Origin of the sequence: Nonomuraea sp. NPDC050022 (genome assembly GCF_044460705.1) — a bacterium.
Lineage (GTDB): Bacteria > Actinomycetota > Actinomycetes > Streptosporangiales > Streptosporangiaceae > Nonomuraea.
The window spans coordinates 225111-241597 of record NZ_JBITKE010000014.1 but is presented as its reverse complement, the minus strand read 5'-3'; the positions used below and the strand labels follow the sequence as shown (position 1 = coordinate 241597).

Here is a 16487-nt window from a genome sequence, read left to right as displayed (position 1 = left end):
CTGGCTGGGTGCGACGTGATCGCACCCAGGCGGGTGTGAGGGGGACTCACGCCCAGTCCGGTCGTGAGCGGGCTCACGGCCGAGATTCGGTGGAGATCACTTGCCGACGTTCGCCTCGTGACCGATGGCCAGGCCGGAGGTCGGGTCGAAGAAGTGCAGGTTGTGCGTGTCCAGCACGAGGTCGAGGCTCGAGCCAGGACGGGCGTGGCTGCGGGCGTTCACGCGGGCGGTCCACAGCGACTTGTCGCCCACCAGCGGCAGCGCCGCCTCCTCGTCGTCGCCCGTGTCGGCGGCGGCGACGGTGTCCTTGTGCTCGACCGGCGGGGCGTCGATCAGGAACAGGACGTTGATCTCGGAGCCGAGCTCCTCGGTGACCTCCGCCTTGACGGCCAGCGTGGCCCAGCCGTTGGCGTTCTGGCCGGCGGAGGCGGCGTCCTCGAAGTCGGACGGGCGGATGCCGAGGATGACCTGCTTGCCGATGTACTGGTCGAGGCCCGGCTTGTCGGTGAAGGTCGACTCCGGGATGTCCAGCTTGAGGTCGGCGAACGTGACGGCGGTGCCGCCGTCGCGGACCAGCTCGGCGGTGACGAAGTTCATGGCGGGCGAGCCCATGAAGCCGGCGACGAACAGGTTGACCGGCTTGTCGAACAGGTTCTGCGGCGTGTCGACCTGCTGCAGGATGCCGTCGCGCAGAACGCAGACGCGGTCGCCCAGCGTCATGGCCTCGACCTGGTCGTGCGTGACGTAGACGGTGGTGACGCCGAGGCGCTCGTGCATCTGGTTGAGGGAGGCGCGCATGGAGACACGGAGCTTGGCGTCGAGGTTCGACAGCGGCTCGTCCATGAGGAACGCCTGGGGCTCGCGGACGATGGCGCGGCCCATCGCGACACGCTGGCGCTGACCACCGGACAGGGCGGCCGGCTTGCGCTTGAGGTAGGTCTCCAGGCCGAGCATCTTGGCGGCCTCGTTGACGCGCTTCTGGATCTCCGGCTTGGGCATCTTGCGAAGCTTGAGGCCGAAGGCGAGGTTCTCCTCGACCGTCATGTGGGGGTACAGCGCGTAGTTCTGGAAGACCATGGCGATGTCGCGGTCCTTCGGCGGCAGGTGGTTGACCACCTTCTCGCCGATCGCGATCTCGCCACCGCTGATGTCCTCCAAACCGGCGATCATCCGGAGCGCGGTCGACTTACCGCAACCGGATGGGCCGACCAGCACCATGAACTCGCCATCCTTGATCTCAAGGTTGAGCCCGTTCACAGCCTTAACGCCACCGGCGTAGATCTTGTCGACATTGGTCAGAACGATGGATGCCATGACATTCCTTCGCGCTCCCGGGCGGGTGACCCGGATGATGTGCGGGGGGTATCCATTTGCATGGATACGTTTTCAAGCATCTCACCCGAAACGGACATGTGTGTCAAGGGATCAGCGCATGTCAGTGTCCTGGTCTTCCTGCGCGGCGGAAACCATGATGGAATCGTTTCCATGGAATCGAGGCGGGCCACCATCAAGGATGTGGCCGAGGCTGCGGGCGTCGGCGTCGCGACCGTGTCCCGGGTCCTGTCCGGCGGCTCGGCCAGCCCGGAGACGAGGGAACGGGTGCTGGCCGTCGCCGCCCACCTCGATTACCGCCCGAGCGCGCTCGGCCGCAATCTCCGCCAGCGGCGCACCGGCGGCATGGGGCTGTTCGTGCCCGACCTCACCGACACCTTCTACGGCCAGCTGGCCGAGGGCGTGCTGGCCTGCGCGCGCTCGGCGGGCGAGCCGGTCGTGCTCGGCTCGACGGGCGACGATCCCGAGCAGGAGGCCGAACTGGTCGGCATGCTGTTGGAGCAGAGCGTGGACCGGGTGATCGCGGTCCCGTCGGGCGGCGCCGAGACGTGGGCCCCGGCGATCAAGGCGGGCATGACGGTGGTCTTCGCCGACCGGCTGCCGTCCGACGCGGCCTCTGATGTGCCCTCCGACAGGGACTCCGCGTCGCGTGGCGTCTCCGACCTCATGCTGCTCGACGGCCTGCCGCCCGCCTCGCGCGCCCGGCCGCTGGACGTCCCCGCCGTGCTGGCCGACGACCGGGCCGGCATCCGTACGGCGGTGCGCTACCTGAGAGGGCTCGGCCACCGGCGCATCGCCTTCCTCGGCGGCCCGGGGCACGGCCGGCGGGTGGCGGCCTTCCGCGAGGCGGTCGGCGCGCCGGTGGATGAGGATCTGATCGTGTTCGCCACGGGCAGCCGCGACTCGGCCTACGCGGCCGCGTCCGGGCTGTTCCAGAGCCGCCCCGACCTGACGGCCGTGGTGACCGGCGGCAACGTCCTGGGCGAGGCGGCCGTCCTGGCGGCCAGGGAGCTGGACCTGCGGGTGCCACGGGACGTGTCGCTGGTGATGTACGACGACGTGCCGTGGGCCGAACTGTGCTCCCCGCCGCTGACCGTGATCGCCCAACCGGGCCGCGACATCGGCTACCGAGCGGCGGAGCTGGTGCTGCGAGCGGGGACCCGGCGCCCCCGGAGCGTACTGCTCCCGACGGAACTCATCGTCCGAGGCAGCTGCGGCCCCCGCCACTGACCACCCCCCAACGTCCGCAGTGGCTGGGGCCCCAGCCACTGGCCACCCCCGCCGACCGACTGCCGCCGCCCCTGGGACGGTGTCCACGCACGTCCGCCGGGCATCCGTCCTTACACTCCCCCCGAAGGAACCCCAGCCACGACGGACGGTCCTCTTCCGCCGCCCGGAGGGGGTACCTCCCAAGGACCCCAGCCTCATACGGACCTCACAGAGACCGAGACGGTCGTGCGACGGACCATCCGAGAGCCCTTGGGGCCACCCGCCCTCAGACCACCTTCTCGATCGCCGCGATGACCGCCGGGTCGTCCGGGGTGGTACGCGGACGGAAGCGAGCGACCACTGCCCCCTCGCGGTCGACGAGGAACTTCTCGAAGTTCCACTGGATGTCGCCGCCCGCCCCCTCCGCGTCGGGCGTCTCCACGAGCGCCTCGTAGAGCGGGTGCCGGCCGGGCCCGTTCACCTCGGCCTTCTCCAGCAGCGGGAAGTCCACGCCGTACGTGGTGGCGCAGAACTCCTGGATCTCCTCGGCCGAGCCGGGCTCCTGGCCCATGAACTGGTTGCACGGCATGCCGATCACACTGAACCCGCGCTCGCCGTACTGCCGCTGCAGCTCGACGAGGCCGGTGTACTGCGGGGTGAGGCCGCACTTGGAGGCCACGTTCACGATGAGCACGGCCTTGTCGCCGACGAGCTCGGCGAGCGTGGTGGGGGCGTCCGCGAGGGTGCGGACAGGAATGTCACGAAGACTCATGAGCCGACCCTACAGAACGCCCCCTCTCCCGGTTTGTGATGCACTCCACATTTTCCCGACATTTCCCCTGAACAGCCCCAAAGCGTGATCTTTACTGACGATCTACCTTTTCATGGTCAATTCGCGGTAAATCGGGCGGATAGGGCAGGGTGGCGCGGTCCCCCGAACCCATCGAAAGGGAACCCGCATGCCCATGCTCCGCCGTACGAGCGCCTTGATCCTGTCCGCCACGTTCGTGGTGGCAGGCGGCGCGACGGCCGCACAGGCGCAGAGCTCCCAGGCAAGCTCCGAAACAAGCACGCAACGCGCCATCAGCAAGAACAAGACCATCGCCAAGCACATGGTCGCCAAGCGCGGCTGGACCAAGGCCCAGTACCGCTGCCTGGTGCGCCTCTGGTCGCGAGAGAGCGGCTGGAACCACCGGGCCGGTAACGGCTCGGGCGCCTACGGCATCCCGCAGGCGCTGCCCGGCCACAAGATGGCCACCAAGGGCCGCGACTGGCGCACCAACCCGCGCACGCAGATCGCGTGGGGCCTCGGCTACATCAAGCAGCGGTACGGCTCCCCCTGCCGCGCGTGGGCGCACTTCCAGTCCCGCCACTGGTACTGATCCGCGCCCCCAGCCTGTCCCTGTTTTCACGAAAGGCCAGGTCAACGCGCGAACGGGCCGCGCCATGGCGGCCCTGCGAGCACCCTAAATATCTCTAGCGATCACGCCATCGTCTTCCCAAAGCCAATCACTGAGAGTGATTGATAGTGACTGTGCGTAATAGAAACCGGGCTAGAGAAACGTCGTGGAGCCCTCCGGGCCGCCCAGCACCATGTGGGCGTCAACGGAAGCCCGGGGGGCCGCGCGGACCCTCCTCGTCCGAGCCACGGACGCGGACCGGCAAGGGCGCCGGGGAAGCAAGAGCGCCTGTCCGCACGCGACCTGGCAGCAAGGATCGACATGGACAGCAACCGCGCCCTGCGCTACACGTTCATCACTCTGACCACGCTCACGGCCGTCACCGGCAGTTCGACCCTCGTCTGGGCCGAAGCCGGACCGCGAACCGCACAGCCGCGAACAGCCCAACCAAGACCAGCACAACCGCGAGCGACCGCACCGCGGATACCCGAGCCCCGGGTCATCGAGGGCTCATGGCACGCCCCCGTGATCAAGACCCGTTCCTGGACCACCTCCGCGCGGCCGAAGATCAAGATCAGGGCCAAGGCGCCGAAGAGCCGGAACAAGGGCATCGCGCTCAACCAGGTCGTCCAGCGAGCCTGGTCCTACCAGGAGTTCCAGTGCCTGGACAATCTCTGGACCAGAGAGAGCAACTGGAACCACCACGCGTACAACAGCTCCTCAGGCGCCTATGGCATCCCGCAGGCGCTCCCCGGAGGAAAGATGCGGGGAGCGGGCGAGGACTGGAAGTCCAACCCTGAGACGCAGATCCGCTGGGGCCTGGGTTACATCAAGGGCAGATACGGCAAACCGTGCGGCGCCTGGGGCCACTTCAGAGCGCACAACTGGTACTAGAAGAGCTGGAGGGCATCCGGGATCACCGGGTGCCCTCCCTCTTGCGCTTCGGCAGCACCGCGATCGCCTGGATCAGCAACTCGACGCCGAAGTCGAAGTCGGCGTCGTGGTCACAGCTGGACAGCAGCGGAGCCAGCCCGTTCACCTCGGGGAACAGGGTGGGATCGACGTCGTCCGGGTTGATCATCTGCCCGCGCGGCGGGGCGAACGTGGGCGTGACCCCGACCTCGCGCAGCAGCGAGCCCACGATGTAGGCGATGAACATCCGCAGCACCCGCACCGCGTCCTGCCCGTCGAATCCGGCGCTGCGCAGCGTGGCCAGGGCCCGCTCGACCGGCAGCAGCCCGGCGTTGGAGTGGAGCTGGCGGCTGACGACGAGCATCGTGCAGCGCGGGTGGCCGTGCGCGATCTGGCGGAAGGCGCGGGCCTGCATGCGCACCCGGTCGGTCCAGTGGGCGTCGGGGTCGTCGGTGAACTCGATCTGGCTGAGCACCGCCTCGGCGACGCCGTCGAGCAGGGCGTCCTTGTTCGGCACGTGGTTGTAGAGCGACATCACGCCGACGCCGAGGTCCGCGGCGATGCGCCGCATGGACACCGCGTCGGCCCCCTCACGCTCGATGAGGTCGATCGCCGCGGCGACGATGCGGGTCCGCGAGAGAGGCTCGGTGGGCATAGCTCATTCTATTGACGTACGTACGCCGTACGTGCAAGCCTCGACAGTGGACGTACGGTGTACGTAGCCCCCCTGCGGAGGACCCCATGTCGACGCACGATCTCTACACCATCCCGGCCGAGCTCTCCACGTGGGACGTGAAGATGTCCGGTGCCAGCAGGTTTACGTGGGAGTACGACGACGGCAGGGATCGGATGCTGGCCCTGTACCAAAAGGGCAAGGACAAGCAGTGGGACTCCACCAAGCGCATCGACTGGGATCTCGAGGTCGACCCGTACAACGTGCTCGGCATCCCGGACCAGACGATCGCCATCTACGACACGCCGCTCTGGCGCCGGATGGACGACAAGCAGCGCCAGGACGTCCGCCTGCACGGCGCGGCCTGGCAGTTCTCGCAGTTCCTGCACGGTGAGCAGGGCGCGATGATCTGCTCGGCCAAGATCGTGGAGTCGGTCCCGGATCTCGACGCCAAGTTCTACGCCGCCACCCAGACCATGGACGAGGCCCGGCACGCCGAGACGTACGCCCGCTTCCTGCAGGAGAAGGTGGGCCTGGCCTACCCCATCAACGAGCACCTCAAGTCGCTGCTCGACTCGACGCTCAGCGACTCGCGGTGGGACATGCCCTACCTGGGGATGCAGGTGCTGATCGAGGGCCTGGCGCTGGCGGCGTTCGGCGTCATGCGCGACATCACCACCAAGCCGCTGCCCAAGCAGATCCTCGCCTACGTCATGCAGGACGAGGCCAGGCACGTGGCCTTCGGCCGGATGGCGCTGCGCGACTTCTACGGGAACTTAACCGAGGCCGAGCGGCGCGAACGCGAGGACTTCGTCATCGAGGGCTGCTACCTGATGCGCGACCGGCTCAGGGGCCGGGAGACCTGGGAGAACCTGGGCCTGTCGAAGGCGGAGGTCGAAGAGGCGGAGGTGGCCACGGAGCACTCGGAGTATCTGCGGCTGTTCCGGTCGCTGCTGTTCAGCCGGATCGTGCCGTGCGTGAAGGACATCGGGCTGTGGAGCCCGCGGTTGCAGCAGGCGTACGCGGACATGGGCGTGCTGGAGATGGCGGGCCAGTCGCTCGACGCGCTGATGCGGCAGGACGAGGACATCGCCGACAAGCTCGACGAGGCCCGCTTCGCCGAGGAGGAGGCCGAGCGGCACGCCGAGGTCGCCGAGACCATCGAGATGGGCGCCAACTGAGAGAGCTCCGGCGAATGGTTTAAGAGTTGCCTCCTGTGCCATATGCACCCTATGAGCATCCGCCGGAGGGGGCATCTCGCCATGGTCCAGGAACCAGCACGGTCCACCAGGCCGCATGTCGTCGTCGTGGGCGCGGGCTTCGCCGGACTGAACGCCACCCGGGAACTGGCCCGCGGTGGCGCGCGCGTCACGCTCGTCGACCGTCACCCCTACTCCACCTTCCAGCCGCTGCTCTACCAGGTGGCGACGGCCGGGCTCGCCGCCGGGGACATCACCTACCCGACGCGGGCGTTCGCCGCCAAGTATCGGCGGGCGCGGGCCCGGCGGGGCGCGCTGACGAAGCTGCACCCGGCCGAGCGGCGGGTGGAGTTCGACGACGGCACCTCGCTCGACTACGACTACCTCGTGCTCACCACCGGAGTGACCACCAACTGGTACGGCATCGAGGGCGCGCGGGACAACGGCTACCCGATCTATTCGGTCCAGGATTCGATCGTGCTGCGTAAACGGCTGCAGACCCTCTTGGAGCAGGTCGCGGACGGTAAGCGCGAGAGCGCGCACGCCGTGGTGGTCGGCGCGGGCGCGACCGGGGTGGAGATCGCGGGCACGATGGCCGAGCTGCGCCAGCGGACGCTCCCGGTGACCTATCCGGAGATCAAACCCGATCAGACGAGTGTCACCCTGGTCGAGCGCTTCGATTACGTGCTCTCGCCGTACAAGCCGCGGCTGCGCGACGCGGCCGCGAACGCGCTGCGCAGGCGCGGCGTGCACCTGCGGCTCGGCAGCACGGTGGCCTCGGTCGAGCCCGACGCGGTCGTGCTGAGCGACGGCACCCGGCTGCCGAGCGACGTCACCGTATGGGCGCTGGGCGTCGCCGCGCCCGCCGAGGTGTCGAACCTGGGCCTGCCGCAGGGCAAGGGCGGCCGGATCGAGGTCACCCAGGCGCTCAACGTCGCGGCGTACCCGGAGATCTTCGTCGCCGGCGACCTGGCCGGGCCGCCCGACCCGCTGCCGCAGCTGGCCCAGCCCGCCATCCAGATGGGCGAGCACGTGGGCAAGCAGATCCTGGCGCTGGCCCACGGCCGTCCCGCGGCGCCCTTCTCCTACAACGATCCCGGCATCATGGCCACGGTCGGCCGGGCCTCGGCCGTGCTGCAGCTGTCCAACGGCATGACCATGCACGGCCCGCTCGCCTGGCTGGCCTGGATCGGGCTGCACCTGACCTACCTGCTGGGCGGCCGCAACCGGCTGAGCGTCCTGGTCAGCTTCTTGGCGCGGTACGCGGGGCCGCGCCGCAGCGCGGCCACCGTCGTCGAATAGCGGATATCACTTCGTTACGCCCCCTAAGCCCTATCGAGGCTCTGCTGCTATAAATCTGCAAAGTGATCAAGACCAGGGAGGGGCGCATTTGGACCGGTCCTTCCTGCACGCTCTGGCCGAACGAATGCTGAGACGCCGCGTCCGGCGAGGTCGCCGATGAGCCCGCTGGAAGACCTCATGCGGCACCGGGTCGGCCAGGACTGCCTGCATGTGCCGTCGGCCCGGTTCGGCCTGCTGCTGGCGTTACGCCACTGGTTCGACCCCGGCGAGCGGGTGCTGATCGCGCCGACCACCTCCGAGGCCGTGCTGTTCATGGTGCTGGCCGCCGACCTGGAGCCGGTGATGGCGCCGGTGTCGTGGCGCGACGGCAACATCGACGCGCCGCGCGTCAACTGGAGCGGCCTGGCCGGCGTCATCACTACCCACCTGTACGGCCAGCCGGACCAGATAAGGGATCTGATCACGCAGTGTGAGCGGCGCGGCCTCGTCCTCATCGACGACGCCGCCCACGCCTTCCAGACGATGGTCGGCGGGCGCCTGGCCGGCACGTTCGGCCAGGCCGGCGTGTACAGCCTGGCCAAGCACGGCCGGGCGTCCGGCGGCTTCCTGACCACGCCCAATCCCGGCGCGCTGGCGGCGCTGGCCGAGGCGAGAGACGCGCTGCTGCTGTCCGGCGAGCCGCGCGACCAGCTGGAGGCCGTGGTACAGCCGATGCTCCGCGAGACCCTCCACCGCACCGGCGCGGTCCGGCTGATGTGGCACCTGTCGCGGCGGCTCGGGATCGTCAAGTGGAGCGGGCACCGCCCCGCGCCCCATGAGGAAGCCCTCATGGCCGTCAGGGGCAACCTGTCGGCCATGGACCCGTGGCTGGGGATCGACCACGACGGCTGGCGGATGCGCCCGGGCCCCGCGCTCTGCCGCTACCAGCGCGCGCGCCTGCGGGCGATCGACCGCGAGCGGGAGCGGCGCCTGGCCGGGGTCGAGGTGCTGCGCCGGACGCCGTGGGTGGCGGCGGGCGTCCGCGAATCCCCCGTACGTCCGCTCCTGCGGGTGCCGTTACTGGTCGAGAGCCGCGACGAGATCGTCGCCGGGCTGGAGCGGCTCGGTGTAGTGCCCGGTTTCGTCTACGATCCGCCGCTGGACGACTATCTGCCGATGATCCAGCAGGGGCCCACACCCGAGATCGCCCGCTGGTGGACCGGCCACGTGCTGCCGGTGGATCCGCTCGATGCCCCGCGCATGGTACGGCTGCTGACCAGGCTGGGTGCCCGCCCGGCGGATGGCGCCGGTTTCGCCTGATCGGCCGTGAATCACTATCTCGCAAAGCAGGACTTATCCCTTTATATCGTCAGATAAGGTCGTTCAACGCATGAAGCGGGCTATCTCGCTAAGCGCCCGCCGAAGCGGAACAGTGTCGTTAGCATCCCCGGCAATGCCGGTGAAATTTCCTCCCAGGAGTGACCTTGACCGTCGATGCCGATGTCGCCAGGCGACGTATCGAAGAGCTGCTCCGCGAGAACGAGACGCAGATCCTGCACCGGTGGACCCTGATCGCCAAGGCGTCCAGCGAGGAGCTGAACGACATCTACCGGGCGCTGCTCGCCTCCCTCGAACAGGGCGGCGACCTCGCCGACATGCGCGGCCTGCTCGCCGAGTTGTCACGTTCCCGCGCCCGCCAGGGCTTCACCCCCGCGGACACCGCCAGGGCCGTCTTCGGCCTGAAGGAGGCGCTGTACGAGGCCGTCGAGAGCGACGGCGGCGCCGAGGCGCTGCGCGGCTTCATCTGGTTCTCCAGGCTCATCGACGACCTCGGCCTGTTCACCTTCGAGACGTACACGACGGCCCGTGAGCGGATCATCCTCGACCAGGCCGAGCAGCTGCTGGAGCTGTCGACGCCGGTCGTCAAGCTGTGGGAGGGCATCGTGGCGGTGCCCCTGGTCGGCACGCTCGACTCCGCCAGGACCCAGGTCGTGATGGAGAAGCTGCTGCAGACGCTGGTCGACACGGGCGCCGAGCACGCGGTGATCGACATCACCGGTGTCCCGGCCGTCGACACCCAGGTCGCCCAGCACCTGCTCAAGGCCGTCGTCGCCGCCCGCCTGATGGGCGCCGAGTGCGTCATTTCCGGCATCCGCCCGCAGATCGCGCACACCATCGTCACCCTCGGCATCGAGTTCGGCGACATCGTGACCAAGGCCTCGCTCGCCGACGCGCTGGCCCACGCGCTCAGGCGCAGCGGCATCGAGGTGATCGCGCCGAAGGCGACCCGGCTCGCGGTGCGGACGGAGGACGTCTGATGGACCGGGTGCCCATTCTCAAGCTCGGCGACATCCTGATCATCTCCATCCAGATCGACCTGGACGACCAGAGCGTGCTCGCCCTGCAGGAGGACCTGGCCGACGCCGTGGTGACCCACGGAGCGCGCGGCGTCATCATCGACATCACCGCGGTGGAGATCGTCGACTCCTTCATCGGCAGGATGCTGGCCACCATCGCCGCCACGTCGCGGTTGCTCGACGCCCAGACCGTGGTCGTCGGCATGCGGCCGGCCGTCGCGATCACCCTGGTCGAGCTCGGCCTGTCGCTGGGCGGCGTACGCACCGCACTCAACCTGGAGAAGGGAATCGCGCTGCTCGACCACGTGAGAGGCGCGACGTCGTGACCGGCGGCTGGGAACTGCCCATCGCCAGCAACTCCGACGTCGTCATGGTCCGCCAGCGGGTCCGGAGTGTCGCGGTCGAGGTGGGACTGTCCCTCATCGACCAGACCAAGGTGGTGACCGCGGCCAGCGAACTGGCCCGCAACGCCCTGGTGTACGGCGGCGGCGGCCTGGCCCACATCGAGATCGTCGAGAACGGGACGCGCCGCGGCCTTAAACTCACCTTCAGCGACGAGGGGCCGGGGATTCCCGACATCGAGCAGGCACTCACCGACGGCTGGACCACCGGCACCGGGCTGGGGCTGGGCCTGAGCGGGTCACGACGGCTGGTCGACGAGTTCGACCTGGTCTCGGCTCCAGGAAAGGGCACGACGGTGACGGTGACGAAATGGGCTCGATGACATGGTGCCGGTGAGCTACACGCGGGACGACACCTGGGTGCGAGCGGAGAACCCCAGCGCGGTGGGCGCCGTACGCCGGATGGCCGTCGAACTCGCCGAGGCCGCCGGGTTCGACGGCGAACGTACGGGGCAGACCGCGGTCGCGGTCACCGAGGCCGTCTCCAACCTGGTCAAGCACGCGGTGGAGGGCGTCGTCATGGTCCGTTCCCAGCCCGGGGACCCGGCCGTCGTGGAGCTGATCGCCATCGACAAGGGCCCGGGCATGCCCGACATCGCCCGCGCCCTGCGCGACGGCTACTCCACCTCCGGCACCCTCGGCATCGGGATGGGGGCGATGGCCCGCATCTCGTCCTGGTACGACGTCCATTCCCTGCCCGGCAAGGGCACCATCCTGGTCATGCGCTTCGCCGCCACCGGCGCGCCCACCTCGGCGCCGTACGCCAGCGGCCTGAGCCGCCCCATCGGCGAGGAGGCGGTCTGCGGCGACTCCTTCGCGATCGCCGCCACAGGCGAGGGCGCCACGTCCGAGACGACCATCCTGCTGTGCGACGGCCTGGGCCACGGCGAGCTGGCCGCCCAGGCGTCCAGGACGGCGGTGGAGCTGTTCCGGCGGGCGGCGGACGAAGAGCCGCTGGCGACACTCGAACGCCTGCATCGGGGCCTCGTCCATACCCGGGGAGGCGCGGTCGCGGTGGCCCGTGTCAGGGGCGCCACCGTCTCCTACGCCGGGCTGGGCAACGTCTCCGGCTGGATCGTCAGCGCCGATGCCCGCAGAGGGATGATCTCGGTGCCCGGCATCGCCGGACACCAGGCGCGGCAGCTGCGCCAGTACGAGTTCGAGCTGCCCGAGCACGCCACCGTGGTGCTGCACTCCGACGGCCTGACCGAACGGTGGGACCCCGCCGCCATGCCGGGCCTGTTCGCCCGCTCCCCCGCGGTCGTCGCCGCCGGGCTGCTGCGCGAGGCGGGCAGCCGCCGGGACGACGCCTGCGTGGTGACCGTGAGGTCCGGCCATGACCGCGACTGAGCTGGCCAGGGCCGCGCTCGACCACGACCATGACGTCTTCGTGGTGCGCCGCCTGGGCAAGGCCGTCGCCGAGCTGGCCGGGCTGGAGGCACAGGACCAGGTCAGGGTGGCGACCGCGCTGAGCGAGGTCTGCCGGGAGCTGCTCGGCACCGGGGCGGCCGTCGTCTTCTCGCTCGATGAAGGGAAACTGCTCATCACCATGGATCACGCAATGGGCGCGGTTTTCGCCCGATCGGAGGGGCTGGCGCTGGCCGGCCGCCTGGTCGACGTGGTCACCCTCGACGCCGAACACGGTCGCGTCACCATAGCCAAGCGGCTGCCTCCCCACTCCCCACGACTCCCGATCGACGAGATCCGCGAACGCCTGGCCGGGATGGCGCCGGTCAGCGCCCTGGAAGAGCTGCGCCAGCAGAACAAGGAGCTCGCCGCGACCCTGGAGGACGTCCTGCGGCTCAACGCCGAGCTGCAGGAGACCAACACCGGGGTGCTGGCCCTGTACAACCAGCTGTCGGCCGAGCTGGAGGAGACCAACCGCGGCGTGGTCGCCCTGTACGGGGAGCTGGATGAGAAGTCCTCCCAGCTCCGCGAGGCGGCCGAGGCCAGGAACCGGTTCTGGGCGACGGTCAGCCACGAGCTGCGCACCCCGCTCAACTCCATCATCGGCCTGGTCAGGCTGATGATCGGGCCCGGCAGCGAGCCGCTCAGCGAGGAGCAGTCACGTCAGGTGCGCTTCATCGGCGACTCGGCGGAGACGCTGCTGGAGCAGGTCGGCGAGCTGCTCGACATGGCCAAGGCCGAGTCCGGGCGGCTCGACCCCCAGTCGTCGGTCGTCCACCTGCCCACGCTGGCCGAGCACCTGCGCCTGACGATGCAGCCCACCAGCGGGCCCGGCGACGTCACGGTGCGCGTCGACGTCGCGCCCGAGGTCACCGACGTCTACACCGACGAGGGGATGCTGGTCCGCGTCCTGCGCAACCTGCTGTCCAACGCCCTGAAGTTCACCCAGGAGGGCGAGGTACGGCTGAGCGCGCACGCCGACGCGGCCGCCGGCGAGGTGGTCATCACGGTCACCGACACGGGCATCGGCATCCCCCGCGAGTATCTGGCGACCGTGTTCGAGGAGTTCTTCCAGGTGCCGAGCGCGCTCCAGGTCAGGGTCAAGGGCACGGGGCTCGGCCTGCCGTACGCCCGCCGGCTCACCGAGGCGCTGGGCGGCACGCTGGAGCTGACGAGCGACGTCGGGCGGGGCACCACGGTGACAATGCGGCTGCCGCACCACGACGGCACGCCCGAGATCGCGCGGGTGCTGGTCGCCGACGACGACGAGGCGTTCCGCGCCGCCGCCCGCAGGATGCTGTACGGCTTCGCCGTCGAGGTGGAGGAGGCGGCGGACGGCGTCGCCGCGCTGGAGATGATGACCGCGCGCCCGCCGGATGTGATCCTGCTGGACATGCTGATGCCGCGGCTCGACGGCACCGCGCTGCTGCAGCGCATGGCCGAGGACCAAGCCCTGGGGCGGGTCGGCGTCGTGGTGGTGACGATCCGGCCCGACGCCGCGCCGTCCGGCCACCCGGTGCTGTCCAAGCAGGGGCTGCGCCGCGACCAGCTGCTCCAGGCCATCCGGGGCGCGGCGGGGACGGATCATGACTGAGCACGTGGCCAGGGCGGTGATCGAGCCCGCCGGCGGCGCCGCGATGGTGCTGGTGGTCGACGACACGCCGACCAAGCGCTACATCCTGTCGAGCTGGCTGCGCAGGGCGGGCCACACTGTGGTCGAGGCGGCCGGCGGCGAGGAGGCGCTGGCCATGCTCACCGTGAACCGCCCCGACCTGGTCGTGCTCGACGTACGGCTGCCCGACATCGGTGGCTTCGAGGTGTGCGAGCGGATCAAGGCGAACCCGGCGACGACCTCGATCCCGGTCATCCAGGTGTCGGGCAACGCCATCACCTCGGCCGATCGTACGGAAGGGCTCGAACGCGGCGCCGACGCCTACCTGTCGGAGCCGATCGAGCCGGCCGAGTTCGCCGCGACGGTCGAGGCGACGCTGCGCTACTACCGCGCCAGGCGGCGGGCGGAGCTGATGGCCGAGCGCCTGGCCAAGCTGGCCGACGTCACGCTGCGGATGAACGGGGCCGACTCCTTCGACCGGCTGCTGACTGTGGCCGTGGAGGGCACGGTCGACGTGCTGGGCCGCTACGCGGGCGCGCTGGCGCTGCCGCCCGACGGCCGGATGCGCCGCTTCCGCGCCCGGCCCGGCGAGACGGCCAGCAGCAGGTCCGCCGCTCCCCAGCTGCTGGACCGGCTCAGCGCGATGTCGCTGGGCGAGCCGGCGGGTGCCAAGGTCTTCACCATGGCGGCCGCCGAGTGGCTCACGTTGGTGAGCGACGTAGAGTTCAACGCGCCGGTGACGGGCGTGCTGTGCCGCACCAAGAGGGGCCAGCCACCCGTCTACCTGGGGCTGGAGGCCGACCCTCCGCTGGACGCCGACGAGCTGAACGTGCTGCGGCAGCTCGGCCAAGGGCTGGCGCTGGCCGTCGACGCGCTGCGCGTCTACACCGAGGAACACACGATCTCGCTGACTCTGCAGCGCAGCCTCCTGCCCACGCGCATCCCTGAGGTGCCGGGGCTGAAGGTGACCTTCCGCTACCAGCCGGCCGTGGACAACATCGAGGTCGGCGGCGACTTCTACGAGGTGCTGCGGGTCGGCGACCGGGTGCTGGTGGCGATCGGCGACGTGGCGGGCCACTCGCTGCACGCGGCGACCATCATGGCCGAGCTGCGGCACGCGCTGCGCGCCTCACTGATCGACTCGGTCGACCTGAGCGCCTCGATGGACCTGCTCAACAAGGTCCTGCGCCGCTATCACTCCGGCATGACGGCCACCGTCTGCCTGCTGCTCATCGACCCGGAGACCGGCGAGGTCGAACTGGCCAACGCCGGGCACATCCCGCCGATGCTGGCCGGACCCGGTGCCCACTACCTGGGGCTGGGCAACCTGCTGCTGGGCGTGGCGCACGAGGACTACAAGGTCAACCGGCTGGAGCTGCCCGCGGGCGCCACGATGCTGCTGTTCACCGACGGGCTGGTGGAGGACCGCGGCATCCTGCTCGACGACAGTCTGGAGCAGGCCAGGCAGGTGGCCGAGACGGTCGAGGACGATCTGGAGGAGTTCTGCGACCGGCTGCTCGCCGCGTTCGGCTCGCGGGAGGACGACGTGGCCATCGTGGCGATCCGCCGCGGGGCCTGACGGCGCGAGGACCTGGCCCTGTGCCCGCCTTGCCCGATGCCCGATGCCCAGCTGGCCCTTTGCCTGGCACAGGCGATAGTCAGCCGGATTTGCGCTTACGGTAGGCGCGCTGCTGGCAGGCCCGTGAGCAGTACGCGCGCGGACGTCCCGACGCGGCCCGCTCAACCGGCGCACCACAAATCTGACATCTTTCATCACGCGTTTCATCACGTTCATGGACCAGCATCTCGATGCCGTCCAGCACCCGGCGCAGGCCGAACTCGAACGGGTCCTCGGGCTCGTCATAGCCGCCCTCCTCCCACAGACGCGTGAGGGTCGGGTAGCGCTCGAGCCGCGCGTAGAGCGAGTCGCGGGAGCCCCACCACTCCTCCTCGCTCACCCCGCTGAGGCGCTCGGTCCGCGCCACCTCCGCCAGCCGCAGGGCCTCGGAGTCAACGAACCGGGCGACGAGCCCGACGACGGCGATCATCTCGGCGGGCGTGAGACCGGTGCCGGAGACGGCGCTCAGCATGTACTCGTAGTGGGCGACGGCGTTGGGCCCCGGCACCCGGCGAGTGCCCCGCACCTCGGCCAGCCAGGGATGCCGCTCGCGCAGCCGCCACCCTTCGCGCGCGCACGCCTCCAACCGCGCCCGCCAACCACCGGCCTCCTCGGCGCTCCGCCCCTGGCCACCCGCATTCTCGGCGCCCGCACTCCGCCTCTGGCCACCTGCTTCCTCGGCGCCCGCACTCCGCCCCTGGCCACCTGCTTCCTCAGCGCCCGCACCCTGTTCCTGGCCGCCCTTCCCGGAGAAGGCCGCGCCCGGTGAGCCCATGACGGCGTCGCGCATGAGGTCGAGCAGGTGGTCGCGGCCGGGCACGTGGCGGTAGAGCGACATCGTGGTGAACCCGAGCCGGTCCGCGACCTTGCGCATCGACAGCCCTTCGAGCCCCTCGGCGTCCGCCAGCTCGATCGCCGCCCGGACGATCCGGCTCAGGCTCAGCCCTGGTCGCGGCTCGACGTCACCCTCTCGCCACAGCAGTTCGACCCCGTCGTCGGGATCTCCCGCGCCACCTCTCGCCATGGACACCTCCCTTGTTTATGGTGTAATACCTCGTGTACACCATACACTGCAAAGAGGCGGTA

At 69.8% G+C, this 16487-nt stretch carries 16 protein-coding genes; 12 read left to right on the top strand and 4 right to left on the bottom strand.

Going from position 1 to position 16487, the window contains the following annotated elements; genetic code table 11:
• Window positions 1–96: 96 nt before the first annotated feature.
• The gene (locus ACIBO2_RS46855) at window positions 97–1314 is read right to left on the bottom strand and encodes a sn-glycerol-3-phosphate ABC transporter ATP-binding protein UgpC (RefSeq protein WP_358436916.1); all 1218 of its coding nucleotides are present in this window, start codon (window positions 1312–1314) and stop codon (window positions 97–99) included.
• Window positions 1315–1485: 171 nt separating this feature from the next.
• Here ACIBO2_RS46855 and ACIBO2_RS46850 point away from each other — a divergent pair, with 171 nt between their 5' ends.
• Complete coding sequence (locus tag ACIBO2_RS46850; RefSeq protein WP_358537826.1) at window positions 1486–2562, top strand: LacI family DNA-binding transcriptional regulator; 1077 nt, start codon at window positions 1486–1488, stop codon at window positions 2560–2562.
• Window positions 2563–2827: 265 nt separating this feature from the next.
• Here the strand turns inward: ACIBO2_RS46850 and ACIBO2_RS46845 are convergent, their stop codons facing one another.
• A complete protein-coding gene (locus ACIBO2_RS46845; protein WP_358537823.1) occupies window positions 2828–3313 on the bottom strand; it encodes a glutathione peroxidase in 486 nt (161 codons plus the stop codon).
• A gap of 187 nt (window positions 3314–3500) precedes the next feature.
• On the opposite strand from ACIBO2_RS46845, the gene ACIBO2_RS46840 reads away from it, so the two are divergent.
• Window positions 3501–3923, top strand: a complete 423-nt coding sequence (locus ACIBO2_RS46840) for a transglycosylase SLT domain-containing protein (protein WP_357941357.1) — start codon at window positions 3501–3503, stop codon at window positions 3921–3923.
• 339 nt (window positions 3924–4262) lie between these two features.
• Window positions 4263–4835, top strand: a complete 573-nt coding sequence (locus ACIBO2_RS46835; RefSeq protein WP_358537820.1) for a lytic transglycosylase domain-containing protein — start codon at window positions 4263–4265, stop codon at window positions 4833–4835.
• 22 nt (window positions 4836–4857) lie between these two features.
• Here ACIBO2_RS46835 and ACIBO2_RS46830 read toward each other — a convergent pair whose 3' ends face one another.
• Window positions 4858–5508, bottom strand: coding sequence for a TetR/AcrR family transcriptional regulator (locus ACIBO2_RS46830; protein WP_397304370.1), 651 nt, complete (start codon window positions 5506–5508; stop codon window positions 4858–4860).
• Window positions 5509–5594: 86 nt separating this feature from the next.
• On the opposite strand from ACIBO2_RS46830, the gene ACIBO2_RS46825 reads away from it, so the two are divergent.
• The 9 genes from ACIBO2_RS46825 to ACIBO2_RS46785 all read left to right on the top strand — a co-directional run bounded on the left by ACIBO2_RS46825 (window position 5595) and on the right by ACIBO2_RS46785 (window position 15362).
• Window positions 5595–6707 (top strand): ferritin-like domain-containing protein, encoded by a 1113-nt coding sequence (locus ACIBO2_RS46825; protein WP_358537814.1) that lies wholly within the window; start codon window positions 5595–5597, stop codon window positions 6705–6707.
• A 51-nt stretch (window positions 6708–6758) separates the two neighbouring features.
• A complete protein-coding gene (locus ACIBO2_RS46820; protein WP_358537811.1) occupies window positions 6759–8027 on the top strand; it encodes an NAD(P)/FAD-dependent oxidoreductase in 1269 nt (422 codons plus the stop codon).
• A gap of 156 nt (window positions 8028–8183) precedes the next feature.
• Complete coding sequence (locus tag ACIBO2_RS46815) at window positions 8184–9326, top strand: DegT/DnrJ/EryC1/StrS family aminotransferase (RefSeq protein WP_358537808.1); 1143 nt, start codon at window positions 8184–8186, stop codon at window positions 9324–9326.
• A 158-nt stretch (window positions 9327–9484) separates the two neighbouring features.
• The gene (locus ACIBO2_RS46810; RefSeq protein ID WP_397304369.1) at window positions 9485–10324 is read left to right on the top strand and encodes an STAS domain-containing protein; all 840 of its coding nucleotides are present in this window, start codon (window positions 9485–9487) and stop codon (window positions 10322–10324) included.
• On the top strand, window positions 10324–10689 hold the full coding sequence (locus ACIBO2_RS46805) for an STAS domain-containing protein (RefSeq protein WP_358436944.1): 366 nt from the start codon (window positions 10324–10326) through the stop codon (window positions 10687–10689). Before ACIBO2_RS46810 ends, ACIBO2_RS46805 begins: the two co-directional genes overlap by 1 nt.
• Window positions 10686–11087 carry an anti-sigma regulatory factor gene (locus ACIBO2_RS46800; protein ID WP_397304368.1) on the top strand — a complete coding sequence of 134 codons (402 nt, stop codon included), beginning with the start codon at window positions 10686–10688 and terminating at the stop codon, window positions 11085–11087. Before ACIBO2_RS46805 ends, ACIBO2_RS46800 begins: the two co-directional genes overlap by 4 nt.
• A gap of 1 nt (window position 11088) precedes the next feature.
• Window positions 11089–12114 carry an ATP-binding SpoIIE family protein phosphatase gene (locus ACIBO2_RS46795; RefSeq protein WP_397304367.1) on the top strand — a complete coding sequence of 342 codons (1026 nt, stop codon included), beginning with the start codon at window positions 11089–11091 and terminating at the stop codon, window positions 12112–12114.
• Window positions 12101–13765: an ATP-binding protein gene (locus tag ACIBO2_RS46790; protein ID WP_358537798.1), complete on the top strand. Its 1665-nt coding sequence runs from the start codon at window positions 12101–12103 to the stop codon at window positions 13763–13765. Before ACIBO2_RS46795 ends, ACIBO2_RS46790 begins: the two co-directional genes overlap by 14 nt.
• A complete protein-coding gene (locus ACIBO2_RS46785) occupies window positions 13758–15362 on the top strand; it encodes a fused response regulator/phosphatase (protein ID WP_358537796.1) in 1605 nt (534 codons plus the stop codon). Before ACIBO2_RS46790 ends, ACIBO2_RS46785 begins: the two co-directional genes overlap by 8 nt.
• A gap of 79 nt (window positions 15363–15441) precedes the next feature.
• Here the strand turns inward: ACIBO2_RS46785 and ACIBO2_RS46780 are convergent, their stop codons facing one another.
• Window positions 15442–16425 (bottom strand): TetR/AcrR family transcriptional regulator, encoded by a 984-nt coding sequence (locus ACIBO2_RS46780; RefSeq protein ID WP_358537794.1) that lies wholly within the window; start codon window positions 16423–16425, stop codon window positions 15442–15444.
• Between the last annotated feature and the right edge of the window lie 62 nt (window positions 16426–16487).